Origin of the sequence: Methanoregula sp., assembly GCF_028679125.1 — an archaeon.
Taxonomy (GTDB): Archaea; Halobacteriota; Methanomicrobia; order Methanomicrobiales; family Methanospirillaceae; genus Methanoregula.
Window position 1 is genome coordinate 1 of the sequence record NZ_JAJRCG010000026.1, and the last position, 25,932, is coordinate 25,932.

At 54.9% G+C, this 25,932-nt stretch carries 32 protein-coding genes; 19 read left to right on the forward strand and 13 right to left on the reverse strand.

The genetic code is table 11. From position 1 onward, the window contains the following. Positions 1–426: 426 nt before the first annotated feature. From ruvC to ruvB, 3 genes are read left to right on the forward strand one after another with little or no spacing between them, the layout of a single operon-like run. Positions 427–897, forward strand: a complete 471-nt coding sequence (ruvC, locus tag LUQ43_RS12750; protein WP_299968349.1) for a crossover junction endodeoxyribonuclease RuvC — start codon at positions 427–429, stop codon at positions 895–897. A 4-nt stretch (positions 898–901) separates the two neighbouring features. After that, positions 902–1,498 (forward strand): Holliday junction branch migration protein RuvA, encoded by a 597-nt coding sequence (gene ruvA / locus LUQ43_RS12755; protein ID WP_299968352.1) that lies wholly within the window; start codon positions 902–904, stop codon positions 1,496–1,498. Between the two features lie 4 nt (positions 1,499–1,502). Then, complete coding sequence (gene ruvB, locus LUQ43_RS12760) at positions 1,503–2,510, forward strand: Holliday junction branch migration DNA helicase RuvB (protein ID WP_299968354.1); 1,008 nt, start codon at positions 1,503–1,505, stop codon at positions 2,508–2,510. A gap of 47 nt (positions 2,511–2,557) precedes the next feature. On the opposite strand, the gene LUQ43_RS12765 is transcribed toward ruvB, so the two are convergent. From LUQ43_RS12765 to modA, 5 genes are all read right to left on the reverse strand, one after another. Beyond that, positions 2,558–3,718: a TIGR04083 family peptide-modifying radical SAM enzyme gene (locus tag LUQ43_RS12765; RefSeq protein WP_299968356.1), complete on the reverse strand. Its 1,161-nt coding sequence runs from the start codon at positions 3,716–3,718 to the stop codon at positions 2,558–2,560. A 208-nt stretch (positions 3,719–3,926) separates the two neighbouring features. Then, on the reverse strand, positions 3,927–4,988 hold the full coding sequence (locus tag LUQ43_RS12770) for an ATP-binding cassette domain-containing protein (protein WP_299968359.1): 1,062 nt from the start codon (positions 4,986–4,988) through the stop codon (positions 3,927–3,929). Between the two features lie 14 nt (positions 4,989–5,002). Next, complete coding sequence (locus LUQ43_RS12775) at positions 5,003–5,776, reverse strand: ABC transporter permease (protein WP_299968414.1); 774 nt, start codon at positions 5,774–5,776, stop codon at positions 5,003–5,005. A 13-nt stretch (positions 5,777–5,789) separates the two neighbouring features. Then, a complete protein-coding gene (gene tsaA / locus LUQ43_RS12780; RefSeq protein WP_299968361.1) occupies positions 5,790–6,290 on the reverse strand; it encodes a tRNA (N6-threonylcarbamoyladenosine(37)-N6)-methyltransferase TrmO in 501 nt (166 codons plus the stop codon). 28 nt (positions 6,291–6,318) lie between these two features. Beyond that, positions 6,319–7,164, reverse strand: a complete 846-nt coding sequence (gene modA / locus LUQ43_RS12785) for a molybdate ABC transporter substrate-binding protein (RefSeq protein ID WP_299968363.1) — start codon at positions 7,162–7,164, stop codon at positions 6,319–6,321. A 577-nt stretch (positions 7,165–7,741) separates the two neighbouring features. Here modA and LUQ43_RS12790 point away from each other — a divergent pair. From LUQ43_RS12790 to LUQ43_RS12835, 10 genes are all read left to right on the forward strand, one after another. Continuing rightward, complete coding sequence (locus tag LUQ43_RS12790; RefSeq protein ID WP_299968364.1) at positions 7,742–8,317, forward strand: hypothetical protein; 576 nt, start codon at positions 7,742–7,744, stop codon at positions 8,315–8,317. 1 nt (position 8,318) lies between these two features. Continuing rightward, the gene (locus LUQ43_RS12795; protein WP_299968366.1) at positions 8,319–8,897 is read left to right on the forward strand and encodes a hypothetical protein; all 579 of its coding nucleotides are present in this window, start codon (positions 8,319–8,321) and stop codon (positions 8,895–8,897) included. Continuing rightward, positions 8,884–10,182, forward strand: coding sequence for a hypothetical protein (locus LUQ43_RS12800; RefSeq protein WP_299968368.1), 1,299 nt, complete (start codon positions 8,884–8,886; stop codon positions 10,180–10,182). The genes LUQ43_RS12795 and LUQ43_RS12800 overlap by 14 nt, the downstream gene beginning before the upstream one ends. A gap of 323 nt (positions 10,183–10,505) precedes the next feature. Continuing rightward, positions 10,506–11,009 carry a hypothetical protein gene (locus LUQ43_RS12805; protein WP_299968370.1) on the forward strand — a complete coding sequence of 168 codons (504 nt, stop codon included), beginning with the start codon at positions 10,506–10,508 and terminating at the stop codon, positions 11,007–11,009. 255 nt (positions 11,010–11,264) lie between these two features. Beyond that, on the forward strand, positions 11,265–11,414 hold the full coding sequence (locus LUQ43_RS12810; RefSeq protein WP_299968372.1) for a hypothetical protein: 150 nt from the start codon (positions 11,265–11,267) through the stop codon (positions 11,412–11,414). After that, entirely contained in the window at positions 11,407–11,886 is a 480-nt protein-coding gene (locus tag LUQ43_RS12815) for a hypothetical protein (protein ID WP_299968374.1), read from the forward strand. Before LUQ43_RS12810 ends, LUQ43_RS12815 begins: the two co-directional genes overlap by 8 nt. Before the next feature lie 5 nt (positions 11,887–11,891). Further along, on the forward strand, positions 11,892–12,476 hold the full coding sequence (locus LUQ43_RS12820) for a hypothetical protein (RefSeq protein ID WP_299968376.1): 585 nt from the start codon (positions 11,892–11,894) through the stop codon (positions 12,474–12,476). A gap of 351 nt (positions 12,477–12,827) precedes the next feature. After that, complete coding sequence (locus LUQ43_RS12825) at positions 12,828–13,508, forward strand: DUF169 domain-containing protein (protein WP_299968378.1); 681 nt, start codon at positions 12,828–12,830, stop codon at positions 13,506–13,508. 1 nt (position 13,509) lies between these two features. Then, a complete protein-coding gene (locus tag LUQ43_RS12830) occupies positions 13,510–14,355 on the forward strand; it encodes a DsrE family protein (RefSeq protein WP_299968380.1) in 846 nt (281 codons plus the stop codon). Positions 14,356–14,368: 13 nt separating this feature from the next. Beyond that, positions 14,369–14,698 (forward strand): DUF5400 family protein, encoded by a 330-nt coding sequence (locus LUQ43_RS12835; protein WP_299968382.1) that lies wholly within the window; start codon positions 14,369–14,371, stop codon positions 14,696–14,698. A gap of 10 nt (positions 14,699–14,708) precedes the next feature. Here the strand turns inward: LUQ43_RS12835 and LUQ43_RS12840 are convergent, their stop codons facing one another. From LUQ43_RS12840 to LUQ43_RS12850, 3 genes are all read right to left on the reverse strand, one after another. Further along, positions 14,709–15,152: a hypothetical protein gene (locus LUQ43_RS12840; protein ID WP_299968384.1), complete on the reverse strand. Its 444-nt coding sequence runs from the start codon at positions 15,150–15,152 to the stop codon at positions 14,709–14,711. 68 nt (positions 15,153–15,220) lie between these two features. Next, on the reverse strand, positions 15,221–15,994 hold the full coding sequence (locus tag LUQ43_RS12845; RefSeq protein WP_299968386.1) for a sulfite exporter TauE/SafE family protein: 774 nt from the start codon (positions 15,992–15,994) through the stop codon (positions 15,221–15,223). 11 nt (positions 15,995–16,005) lie between these two features. Continuing rightward, positions 16,006–16,644: an FmdE family protein gene (locus tag LUQ43_RS12850; protein ID WP_299968388.1), complete on the reverse strand. Its 639-nt coding sequence runs from the start codon at positions 16,642–16,644 to the stop codon at positions 16,006–16,008. A 132-nt stretch (positions 16,645–16,776) separates the two neighbouring features. On the opposite strand from LUQ43_RS12850, the gene LUQ43_RS12855 reads away from it, so the two are divergent. Then, positions 16,777–18,036 carry an amino acid permease gene (locus tag LUQ43_RS12855; RefSeq protein WP_299968390.1) on the forward strand — a complete coding sequence of 420 codons (1,260 nt, stop codon included), beginning with the start codon at positions 16,777–16,779 and terminating at the stop codon, positions 18,034–18,036. A gap of 62 nt (positions 18,037–18,098) precedes the next feature. Next, positions 18,099–18,395 (forward strand): DUF4405 domain-containing protein, encoded by a 297-nt coding sequence (locus tag LUQ43_RS12860; RefSeq protein ID WP_299968392.1) that lies wholly within the window; start codon positions 18,099–18,101, stop codon positions 18,393–18,395. Positions 18,396–18,538: 143 nt separating this feature from the next. Here the strand turns inward: LUQ43_RS12860 and LUQ43_RS12865 are convergent, their stop codons facing one another. Then, the gene (locus tag LUQ43_RS12865; protein ID WP_299968394.1) at positions 18,539–18,955 is read right to left on the reverse strand and encodes an ArsR family transcriptional regulator; all 417 of its coding nucleotides are present in this window, start codon (positions 18,953–18,955) and stop codon (positions 18,539–18,541) included. Between the two features lie 394 nt (positions 18,956–19,349). Here LUQ43_RS12865 and LUQ43_RS12870 point away from each other — a divergent pair, with 394 nt between their 5' ends. Genes LUQ43_RS12870 through LUQ43_RS12885 form a run of 4 tightly spaced genes read left to right on the forward strand, consistent with a single transcriptional unit; the run spans position 19,350 to position 20,630 of the window. Next, positions 19,350–19,703 (forward strand): hypothetical protein, encoded by a 354-nt coding sequence (locus LUQ43_RS12870; RefSeq protein ID WP_299968397.1) that lies wholly within the window; start codon positions 19,350–19,352, stop codon positions 19,701–19,703. Next, positions 19,700–19,897 (forward strand): hypothetical protein, encoded by a 198-nt coding sequence (locus tag LUQ43_RS12875; RefSeq protein ID WP_299968399.1) that lies wholly within the window; start codon positions 19,700–19,702, stop codon positions 19,895–19,897. Before LUQ43_RS12870 ends, LUQ43_RS12875 begins: the two co-directional genes overlap by 4 nt. Continuing rightward, positions 19,897–20,163: a hypothetical protein gene (locus LUQ43_RS12880; RefSeq protein ID WP_299968401.1), complete on the forward strand. Its 267-nt coding sequence runs from the start codon at positions 19,897–19,899 to the stop codon at positions 20,161–20,163. The genes LUQ43_RS12875 and LUQ43_RS12880 overlap by 1 nt, the downstream gene beginning before the upstream one ends. Then, entirely contained in the window at positions 20,160–20,630 is a 471-nt protein-coding gene (locus tag LUQ43_RS12885; RefSeq protein ID WP_299968403.1) for a hypothetical protein, read from the forward strand. The genes LUQ43_RS12880 and LUQ43_RS12885 overlap by 4 nt, the downstream gene beginning before the upstream one ends. A gap of 327 nt (positions 20,631–20,957) precedes the next feature. Here LUQ43_RS12885 and LUQ43_RS12890 read toward each other — a convergent pair whose 3' ends face one another. From LUQ43_RS12890 to cobN, 4 genes are all read right to left on the reverse strand, one after another. Next, positions 20,958–21,089 carry a hypothetical protein gene (locus LUQ43_RS12890; protein WP_299968404.1) on the reverse strand — a complete coding sequence of 44 codons (132 nt, stop codon included), beginning with the start codon at positions 21,087–21,089 and terminating at the stop codon, positions 20,958–20,960. 378 nt (positions 21,090–21,467) lie between these two features. Further along, the gene (locus LUQ43_RS13420; protein WP_363318524.1) at positions 21,468–21,824 is read right to left on the reverse strand and encodes an ATP-binding cassette domain-containing protein; all 357 of its coding nucleotides are present in this window, start codon (positions 21,822–21,824) and stop codon (positions 21,468–21,470) included. Beyond that, positions 21,733–22,020, reverse strand: coding sequence for an ATP-binding cassette domain-containing protein (locus LUQ43_RS13425; protein ID WP_363318525.1), 288 nt, complete (start codon positions 22,018–22,020; stop codon positions 21,733–21,735). The genes LUQ43_RS13420 and LUQ43_RS13425 overlap by 92 nt, the downstream gene beginning before the upstream one ends. Positions 22,021–22,106: 86 nt before the next feature. Then, entirely contained in the window at positions 22,107–25,916 is a 3,810-nt protein-coding gene (gene cobN / locus LUQ43_RS12900; protein ID WP_299968406.1) for a cobaltochelatase subunit CobN, read from the reverse strand. Positions 25,917–25,932 lie beyond the last annotated feature (16 nt).

The window sequence follows — 25,932 nt, forward strand, 5'->3', positions numbered from 1 at the left end:
ACAGTGGCAAGAGCTCCTGTCAATGCAGTAATTCCAATGCCAAATACAATATGTTCCATTTAGCCTCCTCCCTGCGTGCGAATGCACGAGAGTATTCAAAATGCAATGCCACGCACATCGAGTTGATACTCTTTGTGGTTAGTGTAAAATTGGCTACCTCTTCATTAAAAGGTTTCGAATTTATTCCGACGAAATGCGGGTATATATCAGGCGGTTTAAAAATCGGGAACCGATTCTGGATTATTCGGTCATGTGAATTTGTGTTAAGGAAAATTTAGTTGAGTTGAAGGCAAGATTGTTTGTTTAATGGAATCCTCTGTTCGTGGAATCTCCCCCTGGTAGCCGGGATAACCGGTCACCTTCACCCCGCACACCCGTGTTGTATAAAAGAGGAATGACAAATACCTGATCAGGTGCATCTGTGAAATGATCGTTATCGGCATCGACCCGGGGATTGCCCGCGTGGGATATGGTGTCATTGATGTCGTCAACCGGAAACACGAACCGATATGTTACGGTTGTATCGAGTCCGGTAAGGATCAGCGAACGCCGGAGCGTTTGCTCCACATATATACCGAAACAGCCGCCCTCTTCGATAAATATCCACCGGCCCATGTGGCAATGGAGAAACTGTTCTTCTCCAAGAACATCACGTCGGCCATGAATGTCAGCGAAGCCCGGGGCGTCCTCCTCCTTCTCGCAGAACAGAACCATATCCCGGTTACGGAATATACCCCGAACCAGGTCAAGCAGGCGATCACCGGATCAGGGCGTGCCGATAAACGCCAGATGCAGGAGATGATCACCCGGCTGCTCCATCTCAAGGAGATTCCAAAGCCCGATGATGCTGCCGATGCCCTTTCGATTGCCTTATGTCATATCCATATAATGAGATAGTACCATGATTGCACTCCTTTCCGGTGAACCGGTCCTCATGGGTGACCGCTGGGTGGTCCTCGACGTCCATGGTGTCGGGTACCAGGTTCAGGTCACCCAGCCGGCCCTCCAGCAGCTGGCCGGGACGCGGGGAACGGTCAGGCTCCATACTTATATGGCAGTCCGTGAGGATGCGATCACCCTCTATGGCTTCCTCCACCAGAGCGAACTGGAGATGTTCCGGATCCTTATCGGTGTGTCGGGTATCGGCCCACAGATTGCCATGAACCTCCTCTCCCAGATCGGGATCTCGGAGTTCGCGATGGCGATCCTCAACGAGGATGAGAAGGCCCTGACCCGGATCTCCGGCATCGGGACCAAGAGTGCCAAACGCTTAATTCTGGAACTCCGGGACAAGATGAAGAAGATCAGCGAGACACTGCCCAGAGGAGAGGCTGGTCAGGGCGGCATGGTGGTCCACGATGCAGTCAGCGCCCTTGTCTCGCTCGGGTTTAACGAGAACGAATCCCGTGCTGCGGTCAATGCAGCGGCAAGGGATCCGGGTTCCTCCACGGTGCAGAACCTGATCAAGATGGCGCTTGTAAAACTCAAGGAGCGATAAGATCGTGTCTGAACGGATCATCACACCGGATACTCTCACCGAAGATCGCGATGATCTCACCATCCGGCCGGAGCGGCTCGAAGAGTTTGTCGGGCAGGAACAGGTCAAAGAGAGCCTGAAGATTGCGGTAGAAGCTGCACAGAAACGGGGCGAACCCCTTGACCACATCCTCTTCTCCGGCCCGCCGGGCCTTGGCAAGACCACGCTCGCCCATATCATCGCCCGCGAGATGGGGGTTGAAATCCGGTCCACGACAGGCCCGGTGCTGGAAAAGCCCGGGGATATTGCAGCGCTTCTCACCCCGCTCCAGCGGGGCGATATCCTGTTCATCGATGAGATCCACCGTATCAACCCGGTTGTTGAGGAGGTGCTCTACCCGGCAATGGAGGATTTCTTCATTGACGTGATGATCGGTGAAGGACCGAGTGCACGCTCGATCAAACTGGATCTCGAACGCTTCACCCTTATAGGTGCCACCACCAAGCAGGGACTCCTTGGCGCACCGTTCCGGGATCGTTTCGGCATCACCTGCCGGCTCGACCTGTATTCCCCGGAGGAACTGGTCCGGATCGTGACCCGGAGCGCCCGGATCCTGAAGATCCCCATAACGCCGGATGGTGCGGAGGAGATCGCGAAACGGAGCCGGGGCACACCCCGGATTGTTAACCGCCTCTTACGCCGGGTGAGGGACTATGCCATTGTCCGGGGCGATGGGACGATAACCCGGGAGATTACCGCGAGCGCCCTTGCCATGATGCAGATCGATGAACTCGGTCTTGACGAACTGGACCGGCGTATTCTCGCGGTTATCGCCAATGATTTTGATGGCGGGCCGGTCGGGGCAAAGACGATCGCGATCTCGGTCGGCGAAGAGGTGCGGACGATCGAGGATGTGTATGAACCGTACCTGATCCAGATCGGTTTTATCAAACGCACGCCGCAGGGACGGGAAGTTACGTTGGCTGCAAAAAAGCATCTCAATAATCCGGATCCGCAGAAGACCCTGGTGTGATGGTGCACTGTCGATGAAACGGCATCTCGTGCAATTCCCTTTTCACGTCACTTCTCCACAACGGATCGCATCAGCACCAGCACGCCGGGTTTCACCGGCTTATGGCCCTTTGGCATGCCAAAGTCCGTCCCCGCTATCGGCTCATCGTCGAACATCTCGTTATTCAGCCGCTCGTTGAGTTCATCGAAGATCCGTTTGTAGGCAGCGCAGTGCGGGTCAACCCCGTCAAGCGATCCTCCCGAGGGAGCGATCGCATTGTACGGGCAGCCGCCCCTGCAATACTGGATGTGCGAACAGTCTTTACATGCCGTATCTACATACTCCGAGAAGGCGGTCATGCGTCGGCCGGGTTCCGATTCCATGAGCTGTTCCATTGTCGGTTTATCCCGCACGTTTGCCATCACCCACTCCGGCATCCCGACAAAGCGGTAACAGGGATAGATGCTCCCGTCGGGGCCGATGGCAAACGTGGTGCCCATGCAGTTGACATACGTGCAGACCGATCCACGGCGGGTGAAGACACACCGGCAGAGGTCGTTGATGTTCATTACCTCGACCGTCCCGATATTGTCCAGGGCTTTGTCGAGCAGGTATACCAGAAGATCCCCATACTCCTCCGGCTCCAGCGCCCATTCCTTCGGGTTCTCCGAGCGGAGCGATGGCAGGGCCGGGTGCAGTTTCAGCACAAACCCCTTCTCCTTGAAGAAATTGAATATCTCATCCCGGTGCTTTACCGACTTGTTTGTGAATGTGCAGATGAACCGCACGGAAAGGCCGGCGGCCCGGGCAATCTCATAGCCCTGCATGCATTTCGCATAATATCCCTCGCCCCGCTGTGAATCGGTAATATGTTCCGGGCCATCGATACTCGATCCGAGCGGGACATGGTACTCCGCGAGCACCGATGCAATCTCCGGTGTCATCCGCCAGAGGTTTGTCTGCATGGCAAAATCCGGCGTGAGTTCGTTTAGTTCCCCTGCCAGCATCTGAAGTGCCTGCCGGTAAAAATCAGCCCCGGCAAGGAGCGGTTCCCCCCCGTGGAAGGTGAAGGTCACCCGGTCCTTCCGGAACCCCTTCAGCCACGCTACGATCTCCTTCACCGTATCGATGGTCATGACCGGTGACCCTTCTTCCGAGCTCCAGCAGTATTTGCACCTGCCCGGGCAGCCCAGCGTCGGGATGATCATGATGTGGAAGGGGTTCTTCATGGTACGTTCTCTCTTTCTCCTGTCAGGGTAAGAGGATTACGAAATTGTGAATCCCGTCTTCTTTCTCCGGTTATGATCTGAGTGAAGAGCCCAAAAAACTGCTATCTTAAGTACAACACATGGCCGGGGGCTGGCTGACCAGAACCATTCCTGATGTTCCTTTCCGCAGCAGCGATGAACGGTGATGCAACAACGATCCCGCGCGCTATCAGATTGAACCGGCCGGGATCACGTGTACTGCGGATGCCTTGAACGTTGCACAGACCGTGCTGCCGGGTTCAAGATGCAGTTCATGACAGCTCTCGCGGGTGAGGAGCGCGGTTAACGGGAAGCCCACATCAAGGATCACCCGGATGGTGCTGCCCGCCGGAATAATTTCCGTCACCGTCCCGGAGAGACAGTTGCGGGCGCTGGAGGCAAACGGTGCCTCCGATAGGATCACATCCTCCGCATGAAGAGTGGCAACCACATCCCCGGTGAGTCCGGAGGCAGCAAAGAATGCCGTCCCGTGACGGGTCATGATCCGGGCGATATCACCGGACCGGGATGACGTTCCCCGGATAATGTTGCCGATACCAAGAAATTCTGCAACAAAGGTATCGACCGGGTGCAGGAAGACTTCCGACGTTTCGCCGGTCTGGATGATCTGTCCCTCCCGCATGATCGCAATCCGGTCGGCAAGCGCAAAGACATCGTCGAAATGATGCGTGATCTGAATGATGGTCGTTCCCGTACACTTTCGGATGCGGGAGAGTTCCCTGCGCATCCGCTCCCGGGTGCGGCCGTCCAGTGCGCTCAATGGTTCATCGAGCAGTAGGATCTCCGGCTTGAGCACAAGGGCACGGGCAAGGGCGACCCGCTGCTGCTCGCCACCGGAGAGCGTGCCCGGGTACCGTTTTTTCAGGTGCCCAATCTCCAGGAATGCGCACATCTCCGCTACCAGCGCCTGCTGTTTTTCTTTCGGGACCTTTCGCTGGCGCAACCCGAAGACGATATTGTCCTCAACGGTCAGGTGGGGAAAGAGCATGTAGTCCTGGTAGACCATGCCGATCTTGCGCAGGCGCGGCTCTGTCGCGGTGATCTCCTTGTCGCCAAGAATTATTCTTCCCGAATCCGGCGTGTGGATACCGGCAATCGTCTCCAGGAGCACGGTCTTTCCCGCCCCGGTCGGGCCAAGAATGATAAAATATTCCCCTGGCCGTATCTCCAGCGACACGTCCCGTACCGAGAATTCACCCAGCGTGATGGAGAGCGATTCAATGCGCAGCACGGGACAGTCACCTCCTAGAACACATGCACATCACGGTCGAAGTATTCCACCGCACACAGGGTGACGAGCGAGATCAGGATCAGGATCGTTGCTGCCGCAACGGCAAGGTCCAGGTCACCACCCGAGATGTTGAGATAGAGCGCGATCGGCAGCGTCTCGGTCCTCATGGTCGTGGCACCGGCAAGCATCAGGACCGCCCCGAACTCCCCCATCGCCTTTGACCACGTGATCACCGTCCCGGCAAGGAGGCCCGACCGGGCCATGGGAAGCGTCACCCGGAGAAATGCCCCGCTCTCGGTACAGCCGAGAGTCTTTGCCACGTACTCGTACCGGGGATTGATGGCAGAGAAGGACGAGCGCAGGATCCGTATCATGTACGGGAGGTTCACGAAGACCTCGGCCACGATGATCCCGAGCGGCGTGAAGATCACCCCAAACCCGGCCTGGTCCAGCGCCTTGCCCCACGGGGTCGTGCCAAAGAAGAGGAGGAGGGCGATGCCCGCCACCAGCGGGGGGAGCGTGAGCGGCAGGGTCAGCACCAGTTCAACAACCCGCTTGCCGAAGAAACGGTACCGGCTGAGGCTGTAGGCAACCGGTATCGCAAGAGCGATGCAGACCAGGGTCGAGACCGTGCTCGTGACAAGGCTGAGCAGGATCGCAAACTGGATCTCGGGACTCGCCAGGCTTGCGGCAAGGGCAGGGAGGGGCGAGTACGTAACGAGCGTGAGAAGGATGATGCCGATGGCAAGAAAAACAATGGCGCTTAAGGAGAGGGAGAACCTGCGCATCAGCAATCGTCCGTTATTCCTGCGGTCGCCCGCAACCGGGCGCCTTCTCGCCATGGCTGCCCGCCGCGCGAATCCTCCCGATGTGATCGGCGGTAACCCAGCCGGACCGGGCATCGGGAATGCTGTCGAATGCCGGGATATACGGCTTGATGTCGAGGATCGGCGTCCCGTCCAGGAGATCGAGGCCCCTGACGGAGAGGATGGGCCCGTCAACACGGGTCAGCGCCACATAGGAGATCCCGATCGGGTTGGGGCGGTTGAAATGGCGGCAGGCAAAGATGCCATGCGGGGCCACATCGTCAATCAATGCCTGTTCGGTGAGGGCCTGTTGTGTGGCCCGATCAAAACAGGAGATGAGGATGAGGTGGGAGAATCCCTCGATATTTTTCAGCCCTTCCTGAAAGTTCGGGAATATCTCAATCTTCCCTTCCTCATCTGAGAACACACTCTGGAAGGGAGGTGCCCCGGCTGTCGAAAGCCGGGAGCGGACGATCCCGATCGGTATGAATTCCATTACAGGTCACTCCATCCTGCTGATACCCTCATGGGGTAACGCTGGCATAGACCGGGTCCGGGTAGATGGGGAAGCCGTGCTTGGCGAAGAATGCCTTGCCTTCATCCGATGCAACGTAGGCAACGAACTTGTCTGCGGCACCGGTGTTCTGCGAGAAGGTGGTTGCTCCGATGGGGGTGACGAGGACGTTGTTGTCTTTGACCGGGATGACGATTGCATCGACCTTGGTGGCGTCGATCTGGTCAAGGGTCAGCAGCGCTGCATCGGCCTGTCCGAGGTTCATGAAGACCGTGAGTTCGTTGATGGTCGGTGTCCGGGTGACCACGTTCTTCTCGACCGCTGCGGTGATGTTGAGTTTCTTGAACATCTTGGCACCGGCTTTCCCGATGGCGGTGGCATTGGCGTCACCGAGAGCGATCTTCAGGCCGGGCCGGGCGAAATCCGCAAGGGTCGTGATGTTCTTCGGGTTGCCTTTCTGGACAGCGATCACCGGGACGTGATACGCGACCAGCTGGCTGGTGGTGACCAGGCCCTGGTCCTTTGCCGTCTGGAACTCAACGGTTGAACCGGGCATGAACACATCGCCTTTCTTTGTCAGGTTCATCTGGGTGACGAGCGTTCCCGCCCCGCCATAATTGTACTGAACGTCAATACCGTATTTCTGGGCGAAGGCCGTTCCGATCTCATCGAGAGGGGCCTTGAGCCCGGCACCGGCAAAGACGATGATGCTCCCGGAGGATGCAGCCGGGGCGATCGTGGTTGCAGGCTGGGCGGTCGTTGTGGTTCCGGCTGGCGATGATGACGTACAGCCGGCTGCGAGCAGGGCGCAGATAAGCAATACGGTAAGGATGACCAAAGGTCGGAGATACTTCATACCGCTCATATGGGACATATATTGTAATATAGTTAATGAAATGTTATGCACATATCGGAAAAATCAAATGAAATAAGTAAATTTTGAGCTGCGGACCAGTGTTGTTACCGTGCCCCGTTACACCGGCAGCCGGGGATGTACCATCTCCGATGGCGAGCCCCCATCTTCCGGACCTGCAATCCCATCAAAAACAAAAACCCGTTAAAACGCTCCGTTTTCCGATCAGAGCCTATTTTACAGAACCACTTTTTAGAGAGTCACACTTTTTGGAGAATTACAGTACAGTGATTTTGAATGGGGGATGGATTGGGAGTATTTTTACAATTGGGGTCCTTAAAAGCACCGGAAAAATGTCAATATAGGACCTCCCGGTTTGAGGATAGGTTTGTAATCCGGAGATCGGACTGCCCGGAGAAATGACGGGGGGTCGGATCCGGGGATCTATGAGGGAGGACACAGGAAAAAATAGTCTTTATTCAATTTCACCCCCTGCGGTGCCGGGTTTATGATAAACTGTTTAAACATCCATATGGATACATTTCAATAGGATTCGACGAAAAATTCGTGATGGTAAAGAATGCAGCAGAGAAACGCAACTGATACGAGGTCCCGGGCGTTGGAACATCTCATCCTTTTACTGCTGGGTACCGAAGATCAGAAAATTTCCATCCTCCATCTGGAAAAGGAGGCATTTTTTATCTGGAATTTCCATCCCGATATTCAAAAATTCATGAGGTTTATATCTCATTACCGTGGGCCATATTCTGAGGAGATTGAACAAATTATCAGGAACCCGTTCTACGTGATCAACTGCTGGACGTACATTCCACCAGCTCGATATGACACGCTGACTGGAGGATATGTAGAGCTGACGCCACATGGCAGAAGTGAGTACCGACGACTCTATACTGCAAGTTCAGCAAATCCCCAGATGGGACCGATCCTTGCAGCCATGAAGATGGTCAGGGAACTCTACGATAAGCTCACTCCGGAAGAATTGCTTCTCCTCATTTATGACACGTATCCCGAATACCAGAAGAAGTCAAATGTTTTTGATGGCATTCAGAAATCAAAAAAGAGATTGGCTGACAATCTTGTAAAAAAGGGATATATTGACGAAGAGCGGTACGAAGATCTCGTGGCGAGCAACTGACATGAGAGATTCTGTCGTAGCGGATTCAACGTTTTACAGCTGCTGCGCATGCGACATCAAACGAAAAGACATTCTTTTTAAGTTTCTTTCGGCGTATTCTTTTTTTCTCGGGAATAAAATTTTAGGCGAACTTCCTGAGCCACTTACAAACGACAGCGGATTTACCCAACTTGTCACAACCTACAATTTTGATTATTATCAGCTGATCAAACCATTTTTCGGCAGGAACCCACACCATATTAATGACGGGGAATATGAGGCCATTGGGATAGGGTATATGCTGGATGCGCAAGGCAAACTCCGTTTTCTGATCCTTGATGATCGTCGTCCCAACAAATTTGCGAAAAGGCATTTCAGAAACCTTGAATCCCGTGTGAAAGGGACAATCGGGTTTGTCCAGGAAGCCTGTTGTGAAGACCAACGGATTCCCCCGGATCAGGTGCTCGAATTTCTCATTAAGATAGAGAATGTTTTCACAAGCGGGGAAAACCAGCGCCCGTGCAGCATCGATCCCGAGATTTTGAGGACAATCCTTATGCCTGCGATTGAATATATTAGGAACTATCATGTCAGCGCGTGAGTTTGATCCCCATATTTCCATCGATCCAATCACTCACGCAAAAGACGGCGATTATTTTATCAAACAAATTGAGATTGAACATCTCCGACGAAAGATTGAGACACCGTTCAAGGTTCTTGCCGGGAACGGGATTAACGTTGAGGATGTCTCTCCGGTTTCCGGAATGATAGCACAACCATTCCTGGAATACCAGAAATTTATCACTGATATCCGCAGCTGGAATTCTCTCTATCATCTGCTGAATGAGGCAGGCCCAGACAGGGTTCACGGTCTCGACTCTTTTTTCAATATAAAAAAGCGCATGTGGAATTCCGCATTGACAACGGTATCCCTCGTTTTCCCGAAAAATCCATTTAAAGAATTTTCAGTAGGTTCCGGCGAGACAAGAAAAACATTCCCGGGTCTTGATGAAAACAGCTACATATGCCTGCTCGATTATGTTCATTCGGCATCGAAGGCTTTTGTATTATGCCCGGATGTCCGGCTTGAAAAAAGGGACGATATCAATACAACCCAATACCTTGCCTTTGTCGATCAGAGCATCAAAATCCTAATGGACCGCAATAACCGGCCGATTTTTGCTCCCCTGCATATTGAATTATCCAAGAAAAATCTTGAGGCGATCCTGTCTCATTATAAAACTCAGGGTTACACTAATATCTGGATTGACTTCGATGCCAAGTCTTGTAATGATACATATTCATCCCGACTGAAAACAATTATTCATCTCATTGACAAGATTATGGGAAATTCCAACGCTACCCTATATTTCTCCCATATCAAAAAGGAACTTCTTCCCCATGTTCAAGAAAATAAAGCTGCAGCTTCCGACATCCTGACTCAATTTTTAGGGGCAGATTTCATAGGGACCGACCGAGAACCATGGCGACCATTTTTAGGCAATTTAAATAATGACGATGCACTAGCAGAACGGGCCAGTAAAAATAACTTCGCAACTAAGGACGCTTATCTTGAAGCGCACACCTTTCACAAACACCGCATTTTCGACCCTGATTCCTATTATTACCTAAATCTTGATCACTATCCTCAGTCACTGCCGATTTCAGACTCTACGTTGTTGAAGGACAACGCGGTTAACCAGTTCCTGAATAGCACCCTGATGCATCTCGAAGTGGAACGGACCAAGAAGACCATTAGCGAAACAAAATCGGTAAAGAAATATCTTAACACGAAGGCTGCAATTCAGGAAAACCCGAATATTATGGACAACATTGTTGTTCCCCAGAGGGCACCTGATCTTATGGATTTTCTTGGGAATTTATAAAACTTCTTTCATACTAACTTAACACCTTCGCAAGCGCAGCCGATGTAAATTTGGTTACGTACAACTTTTGCGCACCCAAATTCCCAACATACGTGCCCTGATCGGCTCCAATCCTGTGCAAAATTCCCCATTTTCGCTTTTCAAAATTTATTCATCCAAGCCCATTGCCTCCCACATCCTATATGGATATGTCAAAGGGCCCCGAGACGAAGGGGTTCCGGAAAGACCAAAAAATCCGGATGAGGGCGGAGTCCTCTTCCGTGATGAAAAGAGTCGATCGGAATCCCGCCATCACAACAACAGAAACTAGGAGGTAAACAACAATGGCAGATTTCGTACAGAAAACAACCGTAAAGTCAGCGGTTCGCGCACTCGCGAGCCCGATCACCGATGTGACCGCGTTCAACACAATCATCCAGGCGGTCATTACCGATAACCCGTTCAACTGCACCAGTTACGAGAGTGCAGGCGTCACCCACCAGCCGGTCGAGAAGTCCCGGGAGAACTACGTGGCGAAGGTCATCTATCAGGACGGCGACGCAAAGACCGTAGGAACTGAATCCGGGAAGTACAACACCATTGCCGGGTTCACCGCCGGTGCAGCAGCACTGGTGGCAAGCACCGCAATCGCAACCGCCCACGGGGGAACGGCAATCCACGACCTGGCCCACGACACCTACTCGGCCACCCTGAAGTGCCACGATGCCAACGGGGAGATCTACATGGTCACCTTCGGCCGGCAGAGCGTGAGCATCACCTCGTACTCTGACGATGCGATCCGGACCCGGGTCGAGACCTGGGCCGACACGGTGACGGCACTGGCCTGATGCCATCCATAGTCCGGAAGATTTGAAACAATCCCCCCTCGCGCCAGCCCTGCCCCCCAATGGGGGGCGGGGGCGCATGCGATGCCTCGGTGTTACCCGTACTGGGAATCTATCGAGGAGTTTGTGACAGGTAATACAGCATCATCGCAACCGGGGGTGCCCACGCGGCGGGGCGGAGCCCCGAGAGCGTCAAATCTCTTCTGGACCTTAGGGAGGGATAATCCCTCTCCTATTAGTGCCACTATGGAAACAGAAATGTCAGGTCTCATCCTTGGCGTAGTCCTCCCCCTCTACCCGGTCCTGTTCTCGATCCACCAGCGGATCGGCAGGTACGACGAGATCGTGGAGGAGTTCAAGAAACTCCGGGATGAGCACGAACGAATGAAGGAGGTATATCATGATTGAAGAAAACAAACCAATCGCAACCGTAACCGGCCTGTACCGGGGAACATTCTCCGGCCTTGAGCCGCTGACAAAAGACACGCCGCTCACGCTCGATGAAGTCCGGCGCAATCCGATCTTCTACGAGCTTGAACTGGAACCGGACCTGGAGGACACGGACCTGATCGTGGATATCATCTACGACAATGTGTCCCCGATGCGCATGCAGGATCTCTTCCGGGGAACAGACATCCCCAAGGGGGTCCGCTTCTGGCCGGACTGGTTCGATGTCCCACCGTACCAGAAGATGCTGGATATCGATGGCCGCCGGGTCTATCCCCGGGCAGCCGGTATCCACACGGTACGGATCAGAACCGCCCGCCGGAAGATCGTCCAGCGCGGGAAGAAGCGGGACTTTGGCCCGGCAAACCACGGGTACATCAGCCCGGTGTTCGAGTTCGCCATCGCAGCAGACACGAGCGAAGCCCGGGAGTGATGAGAATGTTCGAATCCGAACGGGAGACCCGGGCCGCCATCTGCGGCACCGGGCTCCTGCTCGCGCTCATTTTTCTCTTCGCCCACCTGCCGCTCATCCTTCTCATCGTGCCGGTCGCAATCCTCTTCCTCGGCATCGTTGCCGACCCGGAGGAGACGCACGCGGTCTGGTATGGGATGCTCTCCGTGCTTGGTATCTTCGATCTCTCCGTTCTCACAGATGCGGAGCGGCTGAACTATGCAGAGAAAAAACATTACTTCTGGTTCGGGGAGGTCGGGATGGCCGCGATCCTGGCCGGCATCTTCGCGGTCCCGCTCGGGATCTTCCTGGCGGGCCGGGCCGAGATCACGCTCGCGTTCATCGGTGCAGCGATGCTCTTCCTTCCGCTCTTTGTCTTTCTGCCTAAACTGATCCAGCGCGCCATGAGAGCGGACACGGATGCCATCATCGATGCGTTCGGGAAGAACGAACAGGTCAAGAAAGTCTTCTGGACCCTGTTCGTTGCGATGGCGGGGCTGGTGCTCGCGCAGGTTGCGGACCCGGCAACGGCGCAGCAGGTTGTCGGAATGATTATGGGGGTTGGCGGGTGAGCCGGGATGGTGGTTGTCGACCTGAACTTTTTTAATATTTTTCTGGTGTGGAATTACAGCAACCTGAAACCATTTCTTATGCCGCGTTCTCTCTTCATGCTTCATCCGCGCATCCTAAAAACAATAGAGCCTGATTCTTGATCTTATTCAAAGATTTAACCATCAACAAGAGTCATAAGCCATTCTCTCTGATCGATTTTTAAAAATTATTTTCATCATCTGAAAATTCGGTGCAGAAGTTTTATGCAATCTCCCTTGGTGCAATAACACCCTATTTATAGGTTAGACGATACAGCATGGTTAGACCATTCATTCTGGTGCCCGGGCAGATCCCGGGGAGCAGGTGGAAAAATGACCTACGAGGAGATTGGAAAGGAGCTCATCGAGCTCCTGGGGCTGAAGGGGAGCCCGGTAGCCGTGAAACTTGCCAGGACTCCCGCGGATGTGCCGGCAGGGTATGAAAAAGTGACCAAGAAAGAGAGGCACTGCCAGTTTGTGCAGGATGCCCGGCTCAAGGGACTTACCGGGTACGTCACCCGTGCGGAACACCTCTGCAAGGGAGGCGCTGCCGTGATGGGAATCGAACCCTCACCGGACCTCGTGGCTGACGGCACAACCTACCAGAAGCTCGGGAATTTCAAGACGGTCGAAGGAGCCGTGGAGACCGTCCACGCAATCCCGAAGCTTGACGAGACCTATTTTGCCTCCGTGTATGCACCCCTCGATAAGGCGGCATTCGAACCCGATGTGGTCGTGTTTGTCGTGACACCCCGGCAGGCGCTCCGGTTATCGCAGGCATACCTCCACGTATCGGGGGGCCGGATCGCAAGCGATTACTCGGGTATCCAGTCGCTCTGCGCTGATGCGGTTGTCGCCGTGAAACAGCGGGGAGTCCCGAACATGACGCTCGGGTGCAACGGGTCGCGGAAATATTCCGGTATTGCCGAAGACGAAGTGATCCTCGGGTTCCCGCCAAAAGATCTGGGTGCAATGGTCGAGGCCCTCAGGACGTTCAAACAGAAGTGGGGATAATATGGTAAAAACCGTGAAGGCCCTGGGTATCAGGGCCCCGAACGCCGGTATTCTTGTGGGAAATATCCTGCGGAACCTTGAGGTTCCCGGTGAAGAGGTACGGTTCATCGTCAGCCCGGGGGCCGAGGCCGGCATGGATGCTGTTGCACGGAAGTCCGGTTATTCTGTGGAAGTAACCCCGCTTGGGAAGGATCTTGAAATACGGATGACCCCCTCGGGGAAGACCCTGGAAGAGATCGATGTCACCGGGGAGACCTGCCCCGGCCCGGTTATTCTCGTGGGGGAGCGTCTATCCAGTCTTGCAGCAGGGGAGCGACTGAAAGTCAAGAGCACCAGTCCCGATACCCTTGCAGATATTACGGCAGCCATCACTGCTGCCGGTTCGCTGGTCCTGGGACAGGGAACAGAAGGCGACCGGCATTTCATCACGATAGAGAAAGCAGAGAAGAAGGAGAAGACGGGAGAACCAGGTGTTCCCGTAAACCGGGACCGGGTCCTCGTTGTCCAGAGCAACGGTACCGGGAATGCCGAACGGGCGTATGCGACCTTCATCTTCGCAAAAGTGGCCGTGAGCATGGGCAAGAAGGTGACGGTCTTCCTGCTCATGGACGGGGTCAGCATTGCGCGGAAAGGGAGCGCTGCCGGGGTGAAACACCCGGCGTTTGCCCGGCTTGACCTGCTGATGGACGAGATGGTGAAGGCCGGCGTGACCATCTATGCTTGTGAGAACTCGGCAGCGTTCCGCGGAATAACCGAAAAGGATCTCGCACCCGGGGTGAAACTTGCCGGGGCTGCAACCTACATCCAGCTCCTGAGCGACCCCTCCTATGCGGTTGTGAATTTTTGAGGTGGTAAAAAAAATGAACATGACCTACCAGGTGATCGCCCTTGCGATCCTCTTCAGCAGCATGGTAACCGGTTTCATCATATTCCGGATGCAGGGAATGAAACTCGCACCGCATTTCGGGGCGCTTGTTCTTGCGCTGATCGCAACGCTCGCTGCGGTGATAACCGGAATTCCGGTAATTGTGGTTGCCGCAGCAGTACTACAGGTGGTTGTAACCCTCACCGCATACACGCAGCTCTTTGAGATCCTGCGGGACAACTTCCAGACCTCCCCGGGGTACAGTGCACACCTTGCCCTGGTGACCATGCTCCCGGTGCTGGCAATCGCCGGGCTGCTGATGTGATAGGGCCGGATTATTCCAGGTATCCCAAGGTATCTTGTTGGATCCGCCGTACGGCCATTATCTCGGGAATATTCTCTCCCCCCAGTGCCGTAATAATTGACTGAACATAGGGCTCCTGCCGCGTCATGCTTGGTGAGACTTTTGTATTCAGCCGCTCGCCTTTCCGGCCCATCTGTGCGGAACCCGTTGCGATGAAGTGGAGGAAATCCTCTTTTGGAAGACCCCATTTCGTGTTGATCTTCAGGTGAATGATATCCCGGTTTCTGGAATTGGGATACATCACGGCCCGGGTCCCGGGCAACCGGACCGCATCGCCTCCATTGGATTGCGACAACGCAACGACCAGCAACCACAGAGGGTCACACGCGGTCTTTGCGAGAGGGCAGTTTCGGCAGAACCGGTTTGTTGGGGGCAGTGCATCTCCCTGGTAATGGGCGCAGAATGTGATGTCCATAGCATGGTGTTATTCAGAAACGCCCGGTTTTTTAAGGTATTGATCTGCTCCCGCACGGGAAGTTTTTTTTAAAAAATATGCGTCAGTTTGAGGATAAGCTGAATTGCAAATACCAGGAGTATGACCCCGAAACCCGCCTTGATGTAGCCGCTCGATATTTTCACCATACTTCTCGCACCAATCGTGGCCCCGATAACGACAGCGACAGCACAGCCAATGATGAGAGGAATGTCAAAGCCGCCGCTCGTCAGATGCCCGAATACCCCGAACAGGGACGAGAAGATGACGATAAAACTGACAACGCCGGCAGAATTTTTCGTCGGGTAACGGCAGAGGAATATCAGGAAGGGCACGATAATGATCCCGCCGCCCACTCCCAGAAGACCGGAGATGATGCCAACAAAGAAACTGAAGACCACGATGAGGGCGTACATCCCCGTTGAAAATTTTAACGGGCAAGCTTCCTCCGGAGAGGACTTCTCCCAGTAGGTGTAGATCATTCGGCCACCGGCACCGACGAGGAAAAGAACGAACAGCCACATCAGGAGAACGGGATTGATGTACGCGGCTGCAACCCCGCCAAGGAACGCACCGAGGCAGATGCCTGGCACGAACCAGAGCGCGAACTTTACATCGACAAGCTTTGAGCGGTAATAAACGATCGATGCGGACAGCGCTGTTATGAGATTGAGCACGAGCGAGGTCGAGATCGAGGTCAGCGTCGCGTAGCCAAGCAGGAAGAGGATCGGGGTATAGAGCGATCCGCCACCCTGCCCGAACATCGAGAAAATGATGGAGACGACAAAGACCGCAACGATTGCGACGAGGAGGGTGCTGTCCATTCTGCACCGTGTTATTGTGTGCCGGTCAGGACGTTCACCCAGGTCTGGTCATACCCTGAGCACGGAATGCACTCTGGCTTGCCGTCCACCATCCGCACGTATCGCTCGAAGACGTACTCGCCGCATTTACTGCACTTTGTCTTGTTGAAGGATCCCTTTGGACGGCTGAACGTGAAGTCCGGCAATTTCGTGACCGCAAACATCTCCGACTCCGGGGCGGTCAGGACCATATCCACAACCTTCTGCACAACATCGGCCGGGACCTGTGACGGTTCGATACCTTTCTTCCGGTACACGAAAAATTCCTGCTTGCCGAGAGCGTCCTGGAACTCCGATTTCAGGTACACCCGGACCGCTCCTTTCCCCGGGACCACGAGGAGACAGGCGACTTTCCCGTAGTTGAGTCGCTCCATCATGAGTTTGCCATACGTGCAGCCGGTGACGGCCATGAAGCCGTCGATCATACAGGTCTGCGGGTGCCCGACGCCCATCTCCGAGAGGCCGAATGCCCCATGATCCCCGATATGCGAAACCCCGAGTTCCCGCATGGCGACCTGACCCATCCGGTACCCTATCGGCATGAACGGGCAGATGTGGCCGTGGAAGTCCCAGACCCCCTGCGGGATTTCAACTTTTCCTGAAGTTGCCATGAGCGATCATCATCGCAGGGTCTATAAATAATTTACAATAATAACATTTCCTCCCTTTCGATAGCATGATCTTTTTTCTTCGGAAGCCCGGACCTCAATATCATTAATATTCAGAACGAAGAAGGGTAGTTTATGCCAGATGCCGGAGCCCGACCGGTCCTGAAGCGCGAGATCGGCCTCTTTGGTGCTACAGCTCTCGGCATCGGGGCGATCATCGGCTCCGGCATTTTCATTGTTACCGGTATAGTCGCCGGGATTGCCGGGCCGGCAATGGTCTTCTCCATCATCATTGCCGGAATCATTGCGGTCTTCTCGGCGATGAGCATCGCCGAACTTGGGGCCTACCTCCCGGAAGAGGGCGGAACCTACGCATACGCACAAAAACTCATCTCCCCCTTTGCCGGTTTCATTGCCGGTTGGATCTGGATCTTCTCCAACATCTTTGTCGGGGCGGCAGTCTCGCTGGGCTTTGCCCATTATTTTGTCACGCTGTTTCCGGCGGTTCCGGTAAAAATTATCGCCATCGGGATCTGCCTCCTGTTCCTCGTCATCAACTACATCGGGCTCAAAGAATCCGTCCTTTTCAATAACCTCCTTGTTACGGCAAAAGTCCTGATCCTCCTGTTCTTTGTGGCGTTCGGGCTGGGTTTTTTCAGGCCGGGCAACTTCACACCCTTTGCCCCGGAAGGGTCGATGGGGATTCTCAGCGGGGCCGCCCTCATCTTTTTTGCCTATACGGGATTTGCCCGGGTCACCATCATGGCCGAAGAGGTAAAACATCCGGAAAAAACCATTCCCCGCTCCATCTATCTGGCCCTCGGGATCTCGACGGTCATCTATCTGCTCGTGAGCATTGTCGCTGTCGGTCTTGCCGGCGCACCGGCCCTTGCGAACTCCGGATCCCCCCTTGCTGATGCAGTCGGGATGACCGGAAGTCCCGGGGCAGTCTTGGTGATTGCACTGGGAGCAATGATCGCAACGGCAAGTGTGCTCTTAACCACCATCATGGGGATATCCCGCATCGTCTTCTCCATGGCCCGCAGTCAGGATCTCCCCTCATTGTTTGAACGGATCCATCCCCGGTTCAGCACGCCCCATTACGCCATCGTGATTACCGGTGCGTGTATGATTGCAGCCATCCTTCTCGCCGACCTTACGCTGGTCGTCGCAGTCAGCACGTTTGCCATGCTGCTCTATTACCTGATTGCCAACATTGCTGCTCTTCGGCTTCCCCAGGAGCACCGTATGTATTCCCCATTGGTGCCAATCATTGGAGTACTGAGCTGTCTCGGGCTCATCATATTCCTCAACCCGGATTCATGGATCATCGGCTGTATCGGTCTCCTTATCGGGGGAACGTGGTTTATTTTCCGCAGAAAAACAACCCGGTAACCCGCCCGGTTCTCCATGTATTTATTAATCCGGGCCTCTCCAGAGAATCAGTAAGGATTCTTATGAAACGCGTCACGATCAATGCACTTGTTGATATAGGCTGCCTGATTTCATTCATTCCGTCACTCATCACCGGGCTGGTATTGTATTTCTTCCTGCCATCCGGTGGCGGGAGGGGCGGCAGCTGGGTTACCTGGATGGGGATTACACGGCACGACTGGGTTCTTTATCACGATATTTCGAGCTTTGCGTTTGCCGCCCTGCTTATTATCCACCTGCTCCTGCACGGGAGATTTTTCCGGCATATCGGTAAAACCCTCATGTATGAGGGAAAAGAGCCTGACGACAATTTGGCGTGATTATTATTTACCCGTCCCATAATCATTCACGAAATGGGGGAAAAACAAGATTCGGTTTTGCAGAAATGTGACGTTGATGGATCGAGGAAGTGGTATGCGGACCTCTTAAAAAATATTTTTTAAAGAAGAATCAGAATCCCCGTTCAGGAATTCAGCCCCGGTCCGGCAAATTCCTTCAGCCGGCCGATCAGCACCATCTGCTCTTTCAGCGCATCGACCTTATCTTTCCATATACTGTCCAGGATCTCTGAGACCGGTTTTACCAGTTCAAAGACTTTGGCAGGCCTGCCAGTACAGGGGGGAGAAATTTTGCGGCTTGCGACCCACCCCCGCCGGATCAAAGCCTTCATGGCGACACTCACCTCGGGCTGGCGCAGGTCTGCCCCGCGCTCGATCTCGTGCGATGATGCCTTCTTCCGGCCTGCCAGGAATACCAGTGCAGCGGCAACGCTCTTCTTTGTCCCGGCCCTGGTCAGGAGACTGATAAATTCCTCTTCCTGCCGGGTAAATATCTGGATTGTTTCCTCTTTCGTAAAGATCCTCCGTACGGATTTATTCATCCTGTTATTTGTATATGATTAAATGCATTATGGTTGTAATACCGATGGTATGGGGGGGAATAAAAAACGGGAATCCGATCCCCTCATTATTCATATAACCAGAAAGATAAATCATAGATCCAAAAATATCATGTGAATATATAATTGCAGATGTCATTCTTGTTGCAATCACATGCACGGAAGTGCTGTGGTAGGAGAAATGGATGGATGTGACACGAGGAGCATCGGCCCGCCCGACGGCGCCGTACAGGCTCCCGGTTCTCTTACCTCCGGAAACGACCGGCTGAGGCCGGCATGAGGGGGAAGGTCCGGGATCTGTATACGCTCGTCACGGGTATGGTGCTCTTTTGAGGTAACGAATGAAGACCACCAGCCATACCTGTGAGGTGATAGGATGGAATCCGACAGGGAGAATTCCTGTTCAGAAGATACCAATACAGAACCGCGGCTCGTGGAGCGCCGGACCGGCCTCCGCGGCCTGGGCATCGGATCGATCCGGCCCCCGAAAAACGCGGTCCGGAAAAATACCTGCGATGACCTGCGCGAACGCGATCCCGAGATACCGTTCCTGAAATTCGAAAAAGTACTTCGCGATCTTGTCTGCTCGCTGATGGAGCGGCAGGACCGGATGAATGAAGAACTGTTCCAGAGGATTATCGATCTCCAGTACCGGATGGACGATCTCGAAGCGGAGCCGCCGGTACAGAAAAACCGTAAGACCGCATGTGACCCGGGAGCATCGTCATGAGTGGCATGACCGGGAATCCAGAAACCCCCGGAAGTATATTTGTCGCTCCCGGGAACTGGCAGGAGCGGCTGTCAGGCCGGCTCTCGAAAACGCCGTCTTCTCATGGTTCGACCCATTTGAGTCTCAGGATCCAGAAAAAGATCGTTCATTTCGATCAGATAATCGCCGGCTTCCGGCAGCGGCGGTGGTCGTGATGGTCCGCATCCGCGCAAACGATGAGAGGGAGATCCCACTCTTCCTTCTTCCCCGGATCATCGCAGAGCAGGTCTTGAAGACCGGCGACCGGATCTACCGCATCAGCGTGAAGAGGACCCACTGGCACCACTACAATGTCTCGGTCCGGACAAAGGCCCTGCCCCGCGAGCTTGCGCCGGGCTGCTGCGGGGCGATTCTTCCGGGTCCGCAGAAAGCAGGGACCTGTGGAATCGCCACCGGATCCGGTGGGGGAGGGAGTGTATGACACGCGGACCCCCGCCGGGCGTGGGGCTCAAGGAGGCAAAAGCTCTTGCCAACCGCCAGGGGAAGTTCTGCCAGAACACGAAAGGCCGGGGTATCCTGTATGACTTTGCGATCTACCTGGCATTTTTCACCATCCATGTCCGGGTGAGGAGGACGCGGATGATCGCCATCACGCCGGCCGAAGTCCTCTTCGCGTACGGGCGCGACATTGCCCGGCTCCGCCGGGTCCCGGTAACGGCCGTCTCCCTCCGCGAGCTCTGGGTCCGGACCTCCGCCGCAACCTGGCAGTACTTCCTGGTACTCGACGATCAGATCGTGGAGATCCCGGCCGAAGCGATGCCGGAGAACACCGGCAGTGACCGCCACCTCCGGGAGGATGCACTCCTGCCGGACCGGTCGACTCTCCCCGCTATGAGCTCCCATAAGGAAGGGACATTCGCCTGCCCGCTCATGGGGCTGCCGAAGTAACTCCCCGGTCACCTCTTTTTTTGGGGTGTTTTGTATCTCCATTCCCCCTGAAGATAAAGTCCTCAAAAACGCCCCGTTTTCCGATCAGAGCCCATTTTACAGAACCGGTTTTTGGATAGTCGCACTTTTTGGCGAATTAGAGTACAGTGATTCTGAATGGAGGGTGTATTGAGAGTATTTTAACAATCGGGACCCTATAAAGCCCCGAAAAAATGTCAATACAGGACCTCCCGGTTTGAGGATCGGTTTGTAATCCGGAGATCGGACTGTCCGGAGAACCGGTGAGACCGTTTTTTAAAAAAGCCTTACGAGGATTATCCTGAAAAATTATTTTTTGGATTTTGAAACGGCCTTTGTCACGGTCTTACCCGCAACAGCCTTTTTTGGTTCAACGGTCTTCGGTTCTGGTTTCTTGGATTCCACTTTCTTGGTGTCAGGTTTCTTCTTGGTTACAACCATCAGGTTTTCAACTCCGCATGAGGAATTTTCCATGCAATGAAACGGGATGAGTGACTGATGAGAAGCAGATCCGGAATCAGGGTATCTGGGTGGACGGTGCCCGGGTTGCTTGTGCATTGATCATCACCCCGGAATACCAGTATGCCCCGTTTAGTAATAAACTTTTTTTAATTCGTATGAAATTTACTGAATTATTTGTTTTAAGAATTTTTAAAAATGGAGATGGGAAAAGATAGTTCCTTAAGGGACATGCATTTTAAGATGGATCATAATGAGGCCGATGCCTGGCAATGATTTCCCCTGTCATCACCAGATCATGGTATGTTATGTCAGTATAAAAGTTTTTCATTTTTGTATGAACTAGTAAAATTTTTTTAATTAAAAACACTTTCCACGCAGACAATTCTCATCTATGTAGTGGGTGGTGACAAAGAGGGTCATCCCGTTCTTCCGTAAACCCCCGATATGTTCCCGGATCTTTTTCCGGGCAGCCACATCGAGCCCGATGGTGGGCTCGTCAAGGAAGTGCACGGCCGGTTCGTGGACCAGGGCCCGGGCCCGTTCGGGCCGGCGCCGCATCCCCCCGGAGTAGGTCCGGATCAGATCATCCGCCCGGTTGGTCAGTTCCATGATCGCGAGCACCTCATCGGTCTTGTCCTTTGCACGGGGGATGCCGTAGAGGTGGGCAAAGAAGAGGACGTTCTCCAGCCCGGTCAACTTGATGTCGACTGCCATATCCTGCGGCACATAGCTGAGCTGCCTTACGGACCTGCTCTCCCGCCCGGACAATGTCGTGCCCGCAGACGCTCGCGGTTCCTTCGGTCGGACGCAGGAGAGTCGTGAGCATCTGCACGTTTGTCGTCTTCCCGGAACCATTGGGTCCAAGCAGGCCGAAGATCTCGTTGTTGACGGAGAGGGACAGGTAATCCACGGCACAGAGGGTCCCACCGGGTGAGGCCGTGCGTTTCAATTGCGTTCAAAGGGGCACGCTTTCGTTACCGCTGTATGAATCCACGATCACCGTGAATGTTTTGCATGGATCTTTTGGAGAAGATCGTTCATCGCACTACCCCAGAGGGGATTATCATCCGGGGTGACGATGTCCACATTGCCTCCCTGGTAATCCCCCTCGCCGGACTGCTCCTCCATCCACGACTCGATCTCCAGGTAATTCTTCCTGAGTTCATCCAGTACCCGAGGATCGGCATCCCAGAGACTGCGCTGGCTGGCCTCAAGGAGACGGCGAGCGATCTCTTCAAGGGCATGGGGATTGTTCTCTTCAAAGAACTCCCTCATCTCTTCGTTGTTCACGAACGTGTCGGCGATGTCGTTGAAGATCCAGTCGTCCACTTCCTGCGTGGATGCCGACCAGCCGTAGACACGGGTCACCCGCTTCATGATATCGGAAGCGCCCTTATACCCGTGCACCTTCATGCCGTCGATCCATTTCGGGTTGAGGAGTTTTGTCCGGACAACGCGGCGGATCTCGTCAGAGAGATCCCGCACTTCCACATGTTCAGGTTCGCGGGTATCCCCGTAATACGGTTTCACAACATTCCCGGAGTAATGGCGGGCTGCCGCGGTAAATCCGCCATGGGTACCAAAGTAACAGCAGCAGCCAAGGAGATCGTGCTCATCTGACTGGACCTTGTTGAACGTGATCGAGACCGTGGAGAGGCTTGTTGCCAGCTGCTCGTGAGCGTCCTTTCCCTTCACATCACGGCCATAGGCATACCCGTTATACGCAACGAAGATGTCGGCGAGATCTCCCTGGGTCTTCCATGCGCTGGAGAGGACCGCCAGGTTCACCCCGCTCGCGTACGAGCCGGGGCGGGAGGAGAAGATGCGCAATGTCGCGTCCCGGAACCCTGCCCCGTCCTCGACCATGCTCTTCTGGGAGTGTCGGCGCACGAAATTCTTTTCGGGGGGTTCATCCAGTGCTGCCACCGCCTGCACGGCATCGTCGAGCAGTTCGTAACAGTTGGCAAAATTGTCCCGCAGGATACCGGTGGTCCTGACCGTGATGTCGATCCGGGGGTGACCGAGCTTGTGGAGCGGGATAATCTCAAAGGACTTCACCTGCCCGTTCTTCTGCCAGACCGGCCGTACGCCTATCAGCCAGAGCATCTCGGCAAACATCTCGCCGTCCGAGGCCATGATGTCACCGGCCATCCAGTAGAACGCGACATTCTCGGGAACCGTTCCCTCCTCCCGGGAATATTTATCTATGAGGGCATCGGCAAGGCGCTGGCCTACCCGCCATGCAGATTTCGTCGGGACGCGGTAGGGGTCCAGGGAATAGAAATTCCTCCCGGTTGGCAACACATTCTCGTGCCCCCGGGTGATCTGGCCGGAGGGCCCGGCCGGGATGTAGCGGCCGTCCATGCCATGCAGGAGGGATTCGATCTCCCGCGATGCATCGATCCGCTGGCTTATGTCGATCACCCGTGCCCGGAGCGAATCGAGAGCCTCGACCTGCACGTTCGAGAGCCTCTTCCCGAAGATCAGGGCAACGGGAAGGGAGGGATCGTCCAGCACGGAACCGATGAACCGGTCCAGTTCCCGGTCAACCTGTTCGAGGATCGCCCCGTAGGACATACCCTGTTCATCAGAATACCGGTCCTGCCCGGTAAGCAGGCCGGTCAGGTCAAATCCCAGGATTCCTGCAATAATCCGGCGGGGCGACGAGGTGCCGCTATCGAAGCGGACGATGGAACTGATGAAACCGGTACGGCGTTCACCGGACGGCAGTTCTCCGAAGATATGCATCCCCGACGGGATCCGTGTATTGCGGATCTTCGAGAGCGCCTCGTGTGCTTTCGACACCATCTTATTAAGGGGCATCCCGTGGCCCAGGTGCATATCCTTATCCAGATTCGAACGGATGAGTGCATCGCTGAGCTGGTGCTGGAGGGCATGGGCGCGGGCGGGATCGTGCTTCGTTGTCTCGTACTCGGTGAGGATCGTATCGATCTCTTCGAGGTCATCATACAATCCGCTCCCGGTCATGACGGTCTGCATGTGATCGACAATCACGGCGTAACTGCGTCTTTTCGCAATGGTCCCCTCTGCCGGGTTATCAGAGTTGTAGATGTAGAGGAACGGGACGGTCCCGACCACGATATCCGGGAAACATTCCTGCGAAAGGCCGACTCCCTTGCCCGGGAGGAATTCGAGGCTGCCATGGGTGCCGACATGGACGATCACATCGGCCTTGCGCACCTGTTCGAGCCAGAAGTACGTGGCCAGGTACTGGTGGGGCGGGGGGCATTTGGGGTCGTGCAGGATCTTGCAGACCGAACCATCGCACCGTGAGCCGTAACACCCTCGCTTGGGCTGGACATGCACGGTGGCATTGCCAAACGCCAGGCCCGTGATCAGCATCGCCTGATCAAGAACCATTCCCTCTCCCGGGGGTTCCCCCCAGGTACCGGTCACCCGCTGTTGCACTGCCACCGGCAGCGAGTGGAAGTACGGCAGGTAGGTTGCGAGGTCCATCCGGGCCAGTGCACCGCCGTTTGCCACGATGTCCCGGGTAGTTGTCCACCGGAACTCCGAGATTGCTTTTTTCCTTTGGATGGTTTCAACGAGGTCTTTTCCCGATGCGGGGGGAGTGGAGACATCGTATCCGGCGTCTTCCATCCGCTTCAGGATCCGTGCAGTGCTTTCGAGCGTGTCAAGGTTCGAGCCGCCGCCTATATTTGCCTCGGTCCCGGCACACGGGTTGTTGTTGAGGATGAACGCGATTTTACGTTCGTGCGCGGGTTTTTTCGCAAGAGCAATCCATTGGCGGACCCTGCCTGCAATCTTCGTGCACCGGTCCGGCACGGCTTCCCGGGTCTTCCCGCCATCGGGTTCACACCTGCTGGTGCCGATAAAGACCGGCTCGATCACGCCCTCGAACTCCGGCAATGCCACGGCCCACCCGACATCCATCGAGAGACCTTCCGAGGCCTGCCACTGTTCGAGGGACATGTACATGGAGACCACCGGGGAGAAGACCGGGATATCGAACGACCGGAGGAGATCGATACTTCCGGGAGAGCCTGCCCTGCCGGACGAGGCGTCCCTTGCCGAACCAAAGAGGAACGGAATGAGCTTGACGAGGGCATCGACAATGGGGATCCCGTCACGGAACAGGTACTCAGAGACTACCTCCTCCATGCCCCGGGCACCCAGCGCCTCGTCACGGATCGCATAGGTAAAGACCGGGATGACACTGAGGCCTTCCTGTTCGAGGCTGCGGATGAGCATATCTTCGAGCGCAACATTCCCTGCAGCCCAGGAGGTCCGGGAAAAGATCAGGGCCACCCGGAATTTTCCTGTATCGCGATCGGCATACCAGGCAAGATACTCGTCAACGGTGGCAAATACCTGCGGTGCGGCAGGGTGATACAATCCTTCCCAGGGGACATCTGCGGGAGGAGCAACCGGGCAGTCCTTCCCGAAGAGTTCCCTTTCGATATACCGGAGGAGGCGGATAAAATTTTCATCGCCATTATTGGTGATGTACCGGTGACAGGTCGCGACCACCTCCGGCCGTACGGTCGACTGCATCCAGAACGAGGGATCGGGGCCCAGCGAGATGACCGGGACGGACGTACGGATCTCTTCTATCTCCCGGTCCACCTGTTCCCAGAACATGTCGGAGGTATGGTACACGAGGATTACATCCGATTGTTTCATTACGGAGATTGCCTCGTCCCGCTTCTCCGGAAAATCCTCCAGCACACGGGTCGGAAAGATGGTGCAGTCGATGCCACAGGCTTCTGCTGCGCGTTTCAGTACCGGGGCATAGGACCCCCACATGATTGAGGTAATTTTCATGGGTTATTTCATCCAG

Excerpts from the sequence above, each read along its gene's own strand:
- LUQ43_RS12885 (WP_299968403.1), top strand. The coding sequence starts at position 20,160 with ATGACACGCGGACCCCCGCCGGGCGTGGGGCTCAAGGAGGCAAAAGCT.
- ruvC (WP_299968349.1), top strand. The coding sequence starts at position 427 with ATGATCGTTATCGGCATCGACCCGGGGATTGCCCGCGTGGGATATGGT.
- LUQ43_RS12860 (WP_299968392.1), top strand. The coding sequence starts at position 18,099 with ATGAAACGCGTCACGATCAATGCACTTGTTGATATAGGCTGCCTGATT.
- LUQ43_RS12840 (WP_299968384.1), bottom strand. The coding sequence starts at position 15,152 with ATGGACATCACATTCTGCGCCCATTACCAGGGAGATGCACTGCCCCCA.
- LUQ43_RS12850 (WP_299968388.1), bottom strand. The coding sequence starts at position 16,644 with ATGGCAACTTCAGGAAAAGTTGAAATCCCGCAGGGGGTCTGGGACTTC.
- LUQ43_RS12835 (WP_299968382.1), top strand. The coding sequence starts at position 14,369 with ATGAACATGACCTACCAGGTGATCGCCCTTGCGATCCTCTTCAGCAGC.
- LUQ43_RS12805 (WP_299968370.1), top strand. The coding sequence starts at position 10,506 with ATGGCAGATTTCGTACAGAAAACAACCGTAAAGTCAGCGGTTCGCGCA.
- LUQ43_RS12880 (WP_299968401.1), top strand. The coding sequence starts at position 19,897 with ATGGTCCGCATCCGCGCAAACGATGAGAGGGAGATCCCACTCTTCCTT.
- LUQ43_RS12810 (WP_299968372.1), top strand. The coding sequence starts at position 11,265 with ATGTCAGGTCTCATCCTTGGCGTAGTCCTCCCCCTCTACCCGGTCCTG.
- ruvA (WP_299968352.1), top strand. The coding sequence starts at position 902 with ATGATTGCACTCCTTTCCGGTGAACCGGTCCTCATGGGTGACCGCTGG.
- LUQ43_RS12875 (WP_299968399.1), top strand. The coding sequence starts at position 19,700 with ATGAGTGGCATGACCGGGAATCCAGAAACCCCCGGAAGTATATTTGTC.
- LUQ43_RS12855 (WP_299968390.1), top strand. The coding sequence starts at position 16,777 with ATGCCAGATGCCGGAGCCCGACCGGTCCTGAAGCGCGAGATCGGCCTC.
- LUQ43_RS12845 (WP_299968386.1), bottom strand. The coding sequence starts at position 15,994 with ATGGACAGCACCCTCCTCGTCGCAATCGTTGCGGTCTTTGTCGTCTCC.
- LUQ43_RS12800 (WP_299968368.1), top strand. The coding sequence starts at position 8,884 with ATGTCAGCGCGTGAGTTTGATCCCCATATTTCCATCGATCCAATCACT.
- LUQ43_RS12870 (WP_299968397.1), top strand. The coding sequence starts at position 19,350 with ATGGAATCCGACAGGGAGAATTCCTGTTCAGAAGATACCAATACAGAA.
- tsaA (WP_299968361.1), bottom strand. The coding sequence starts at position 6,290 with ATGGAATTCATACCGATCGGGATCGTCCGCTCCCGGCTTTCGACAGCC.
- modA (WP_299968363.1), bottom strand. The coding sequence starts at position 7,164 with ATGAAGTATCTCCGACCTTTGGTCATCCTTACCGTATTGCTTATCTGC.
- LUQ43_RS12790 (WP_299968364.1), top strand. The coding sequence starts at position 7,742 with ATGCAGCAGAGAAACGCAACTGATACGAGGTCCCGGGCGTTGGAACAT.
- LUQ43_RS12825 (WP_299968378.1), top strand. The coding sequence starts at position 12,828 with ATGACCTACGAGGAGATTGGAAAGGAGCTCATCGAGCTCCTGGGGCTG.
- LUQ43_RS12815 (WP_299968374.1), top strand. The coding sequence starts at position 11,407 with ATGATTGAAGAAAACAAACCAATCGCAACCGTAACCGGCCTGTACCGG.
- LUQ43_RS12775 (WP_299968414.1), bottom strand. The coding sequence starts at position 5,776 with ATGCGCAGGTTCTCCCTCTCCTTAAGCGCCATTGTTTTTCTTGCCATC.
- cobN (WP_299968406.1), bottom strand. The coding sequence starts at position 25,916 with ATGAAAATTACCTCAATCATGTGGGGGTCCTATGCCCCGGTACTGAAA.
- LUQ43_RS12820 (WP_299968376.1), top strand. The coding sequence starts at position 11,892 with ATGTTCGAATCCGAACGGGAGACCCGGGCCGCCATCTGCGGCACCGGG.
- LUQ43_RS12890 (WP_299968404.1), bottom strand. The coding sequence starts at position 21,089 with ATGGTTGTAACCAAGAAGAAACCTGACACCAAGAAAGTGGAATCCAAG.
- LUQ43_RS12830 (WP_299968380.1), top strand. The coding sequence starts at position 13,510 with ATGGTAAAAACCGTGAAGGCCCTGGGTATCAGGGCCCCGAACGCCGGT.
- LUQ43_RS12765 (WP_299968356.1), bottom strand. The coding sequence starts at position 3,718 with ATGAAGAACCCCTTCCACATCATGATCATCCCGACGCTGGGCTGCCCG.
- LUQ43_RS12795 (WP_299968366.1), top strand. The coding sequence starts at position 8,319 with ATGAGAGATTCTGTCGTAGCGGATTCAACGTTTTACAGCTGCTGCGCA.
- LUQ43_RS12865 (WP_299968394.1), bottom strand. The coding sequence starts at position 18,955 with ATGAATAAATCCGTACGGAGGATCTTTACGAAAGAGGAAACAATCCAG.
- LUQ43_RS13420 (WP_363318524.1), bottom strand. The coding sequence starts at position 21,824 with ATGGCAGTCGACATCAAGTTGACCGGGCTGGAGAACGTCCTCTTCTTT.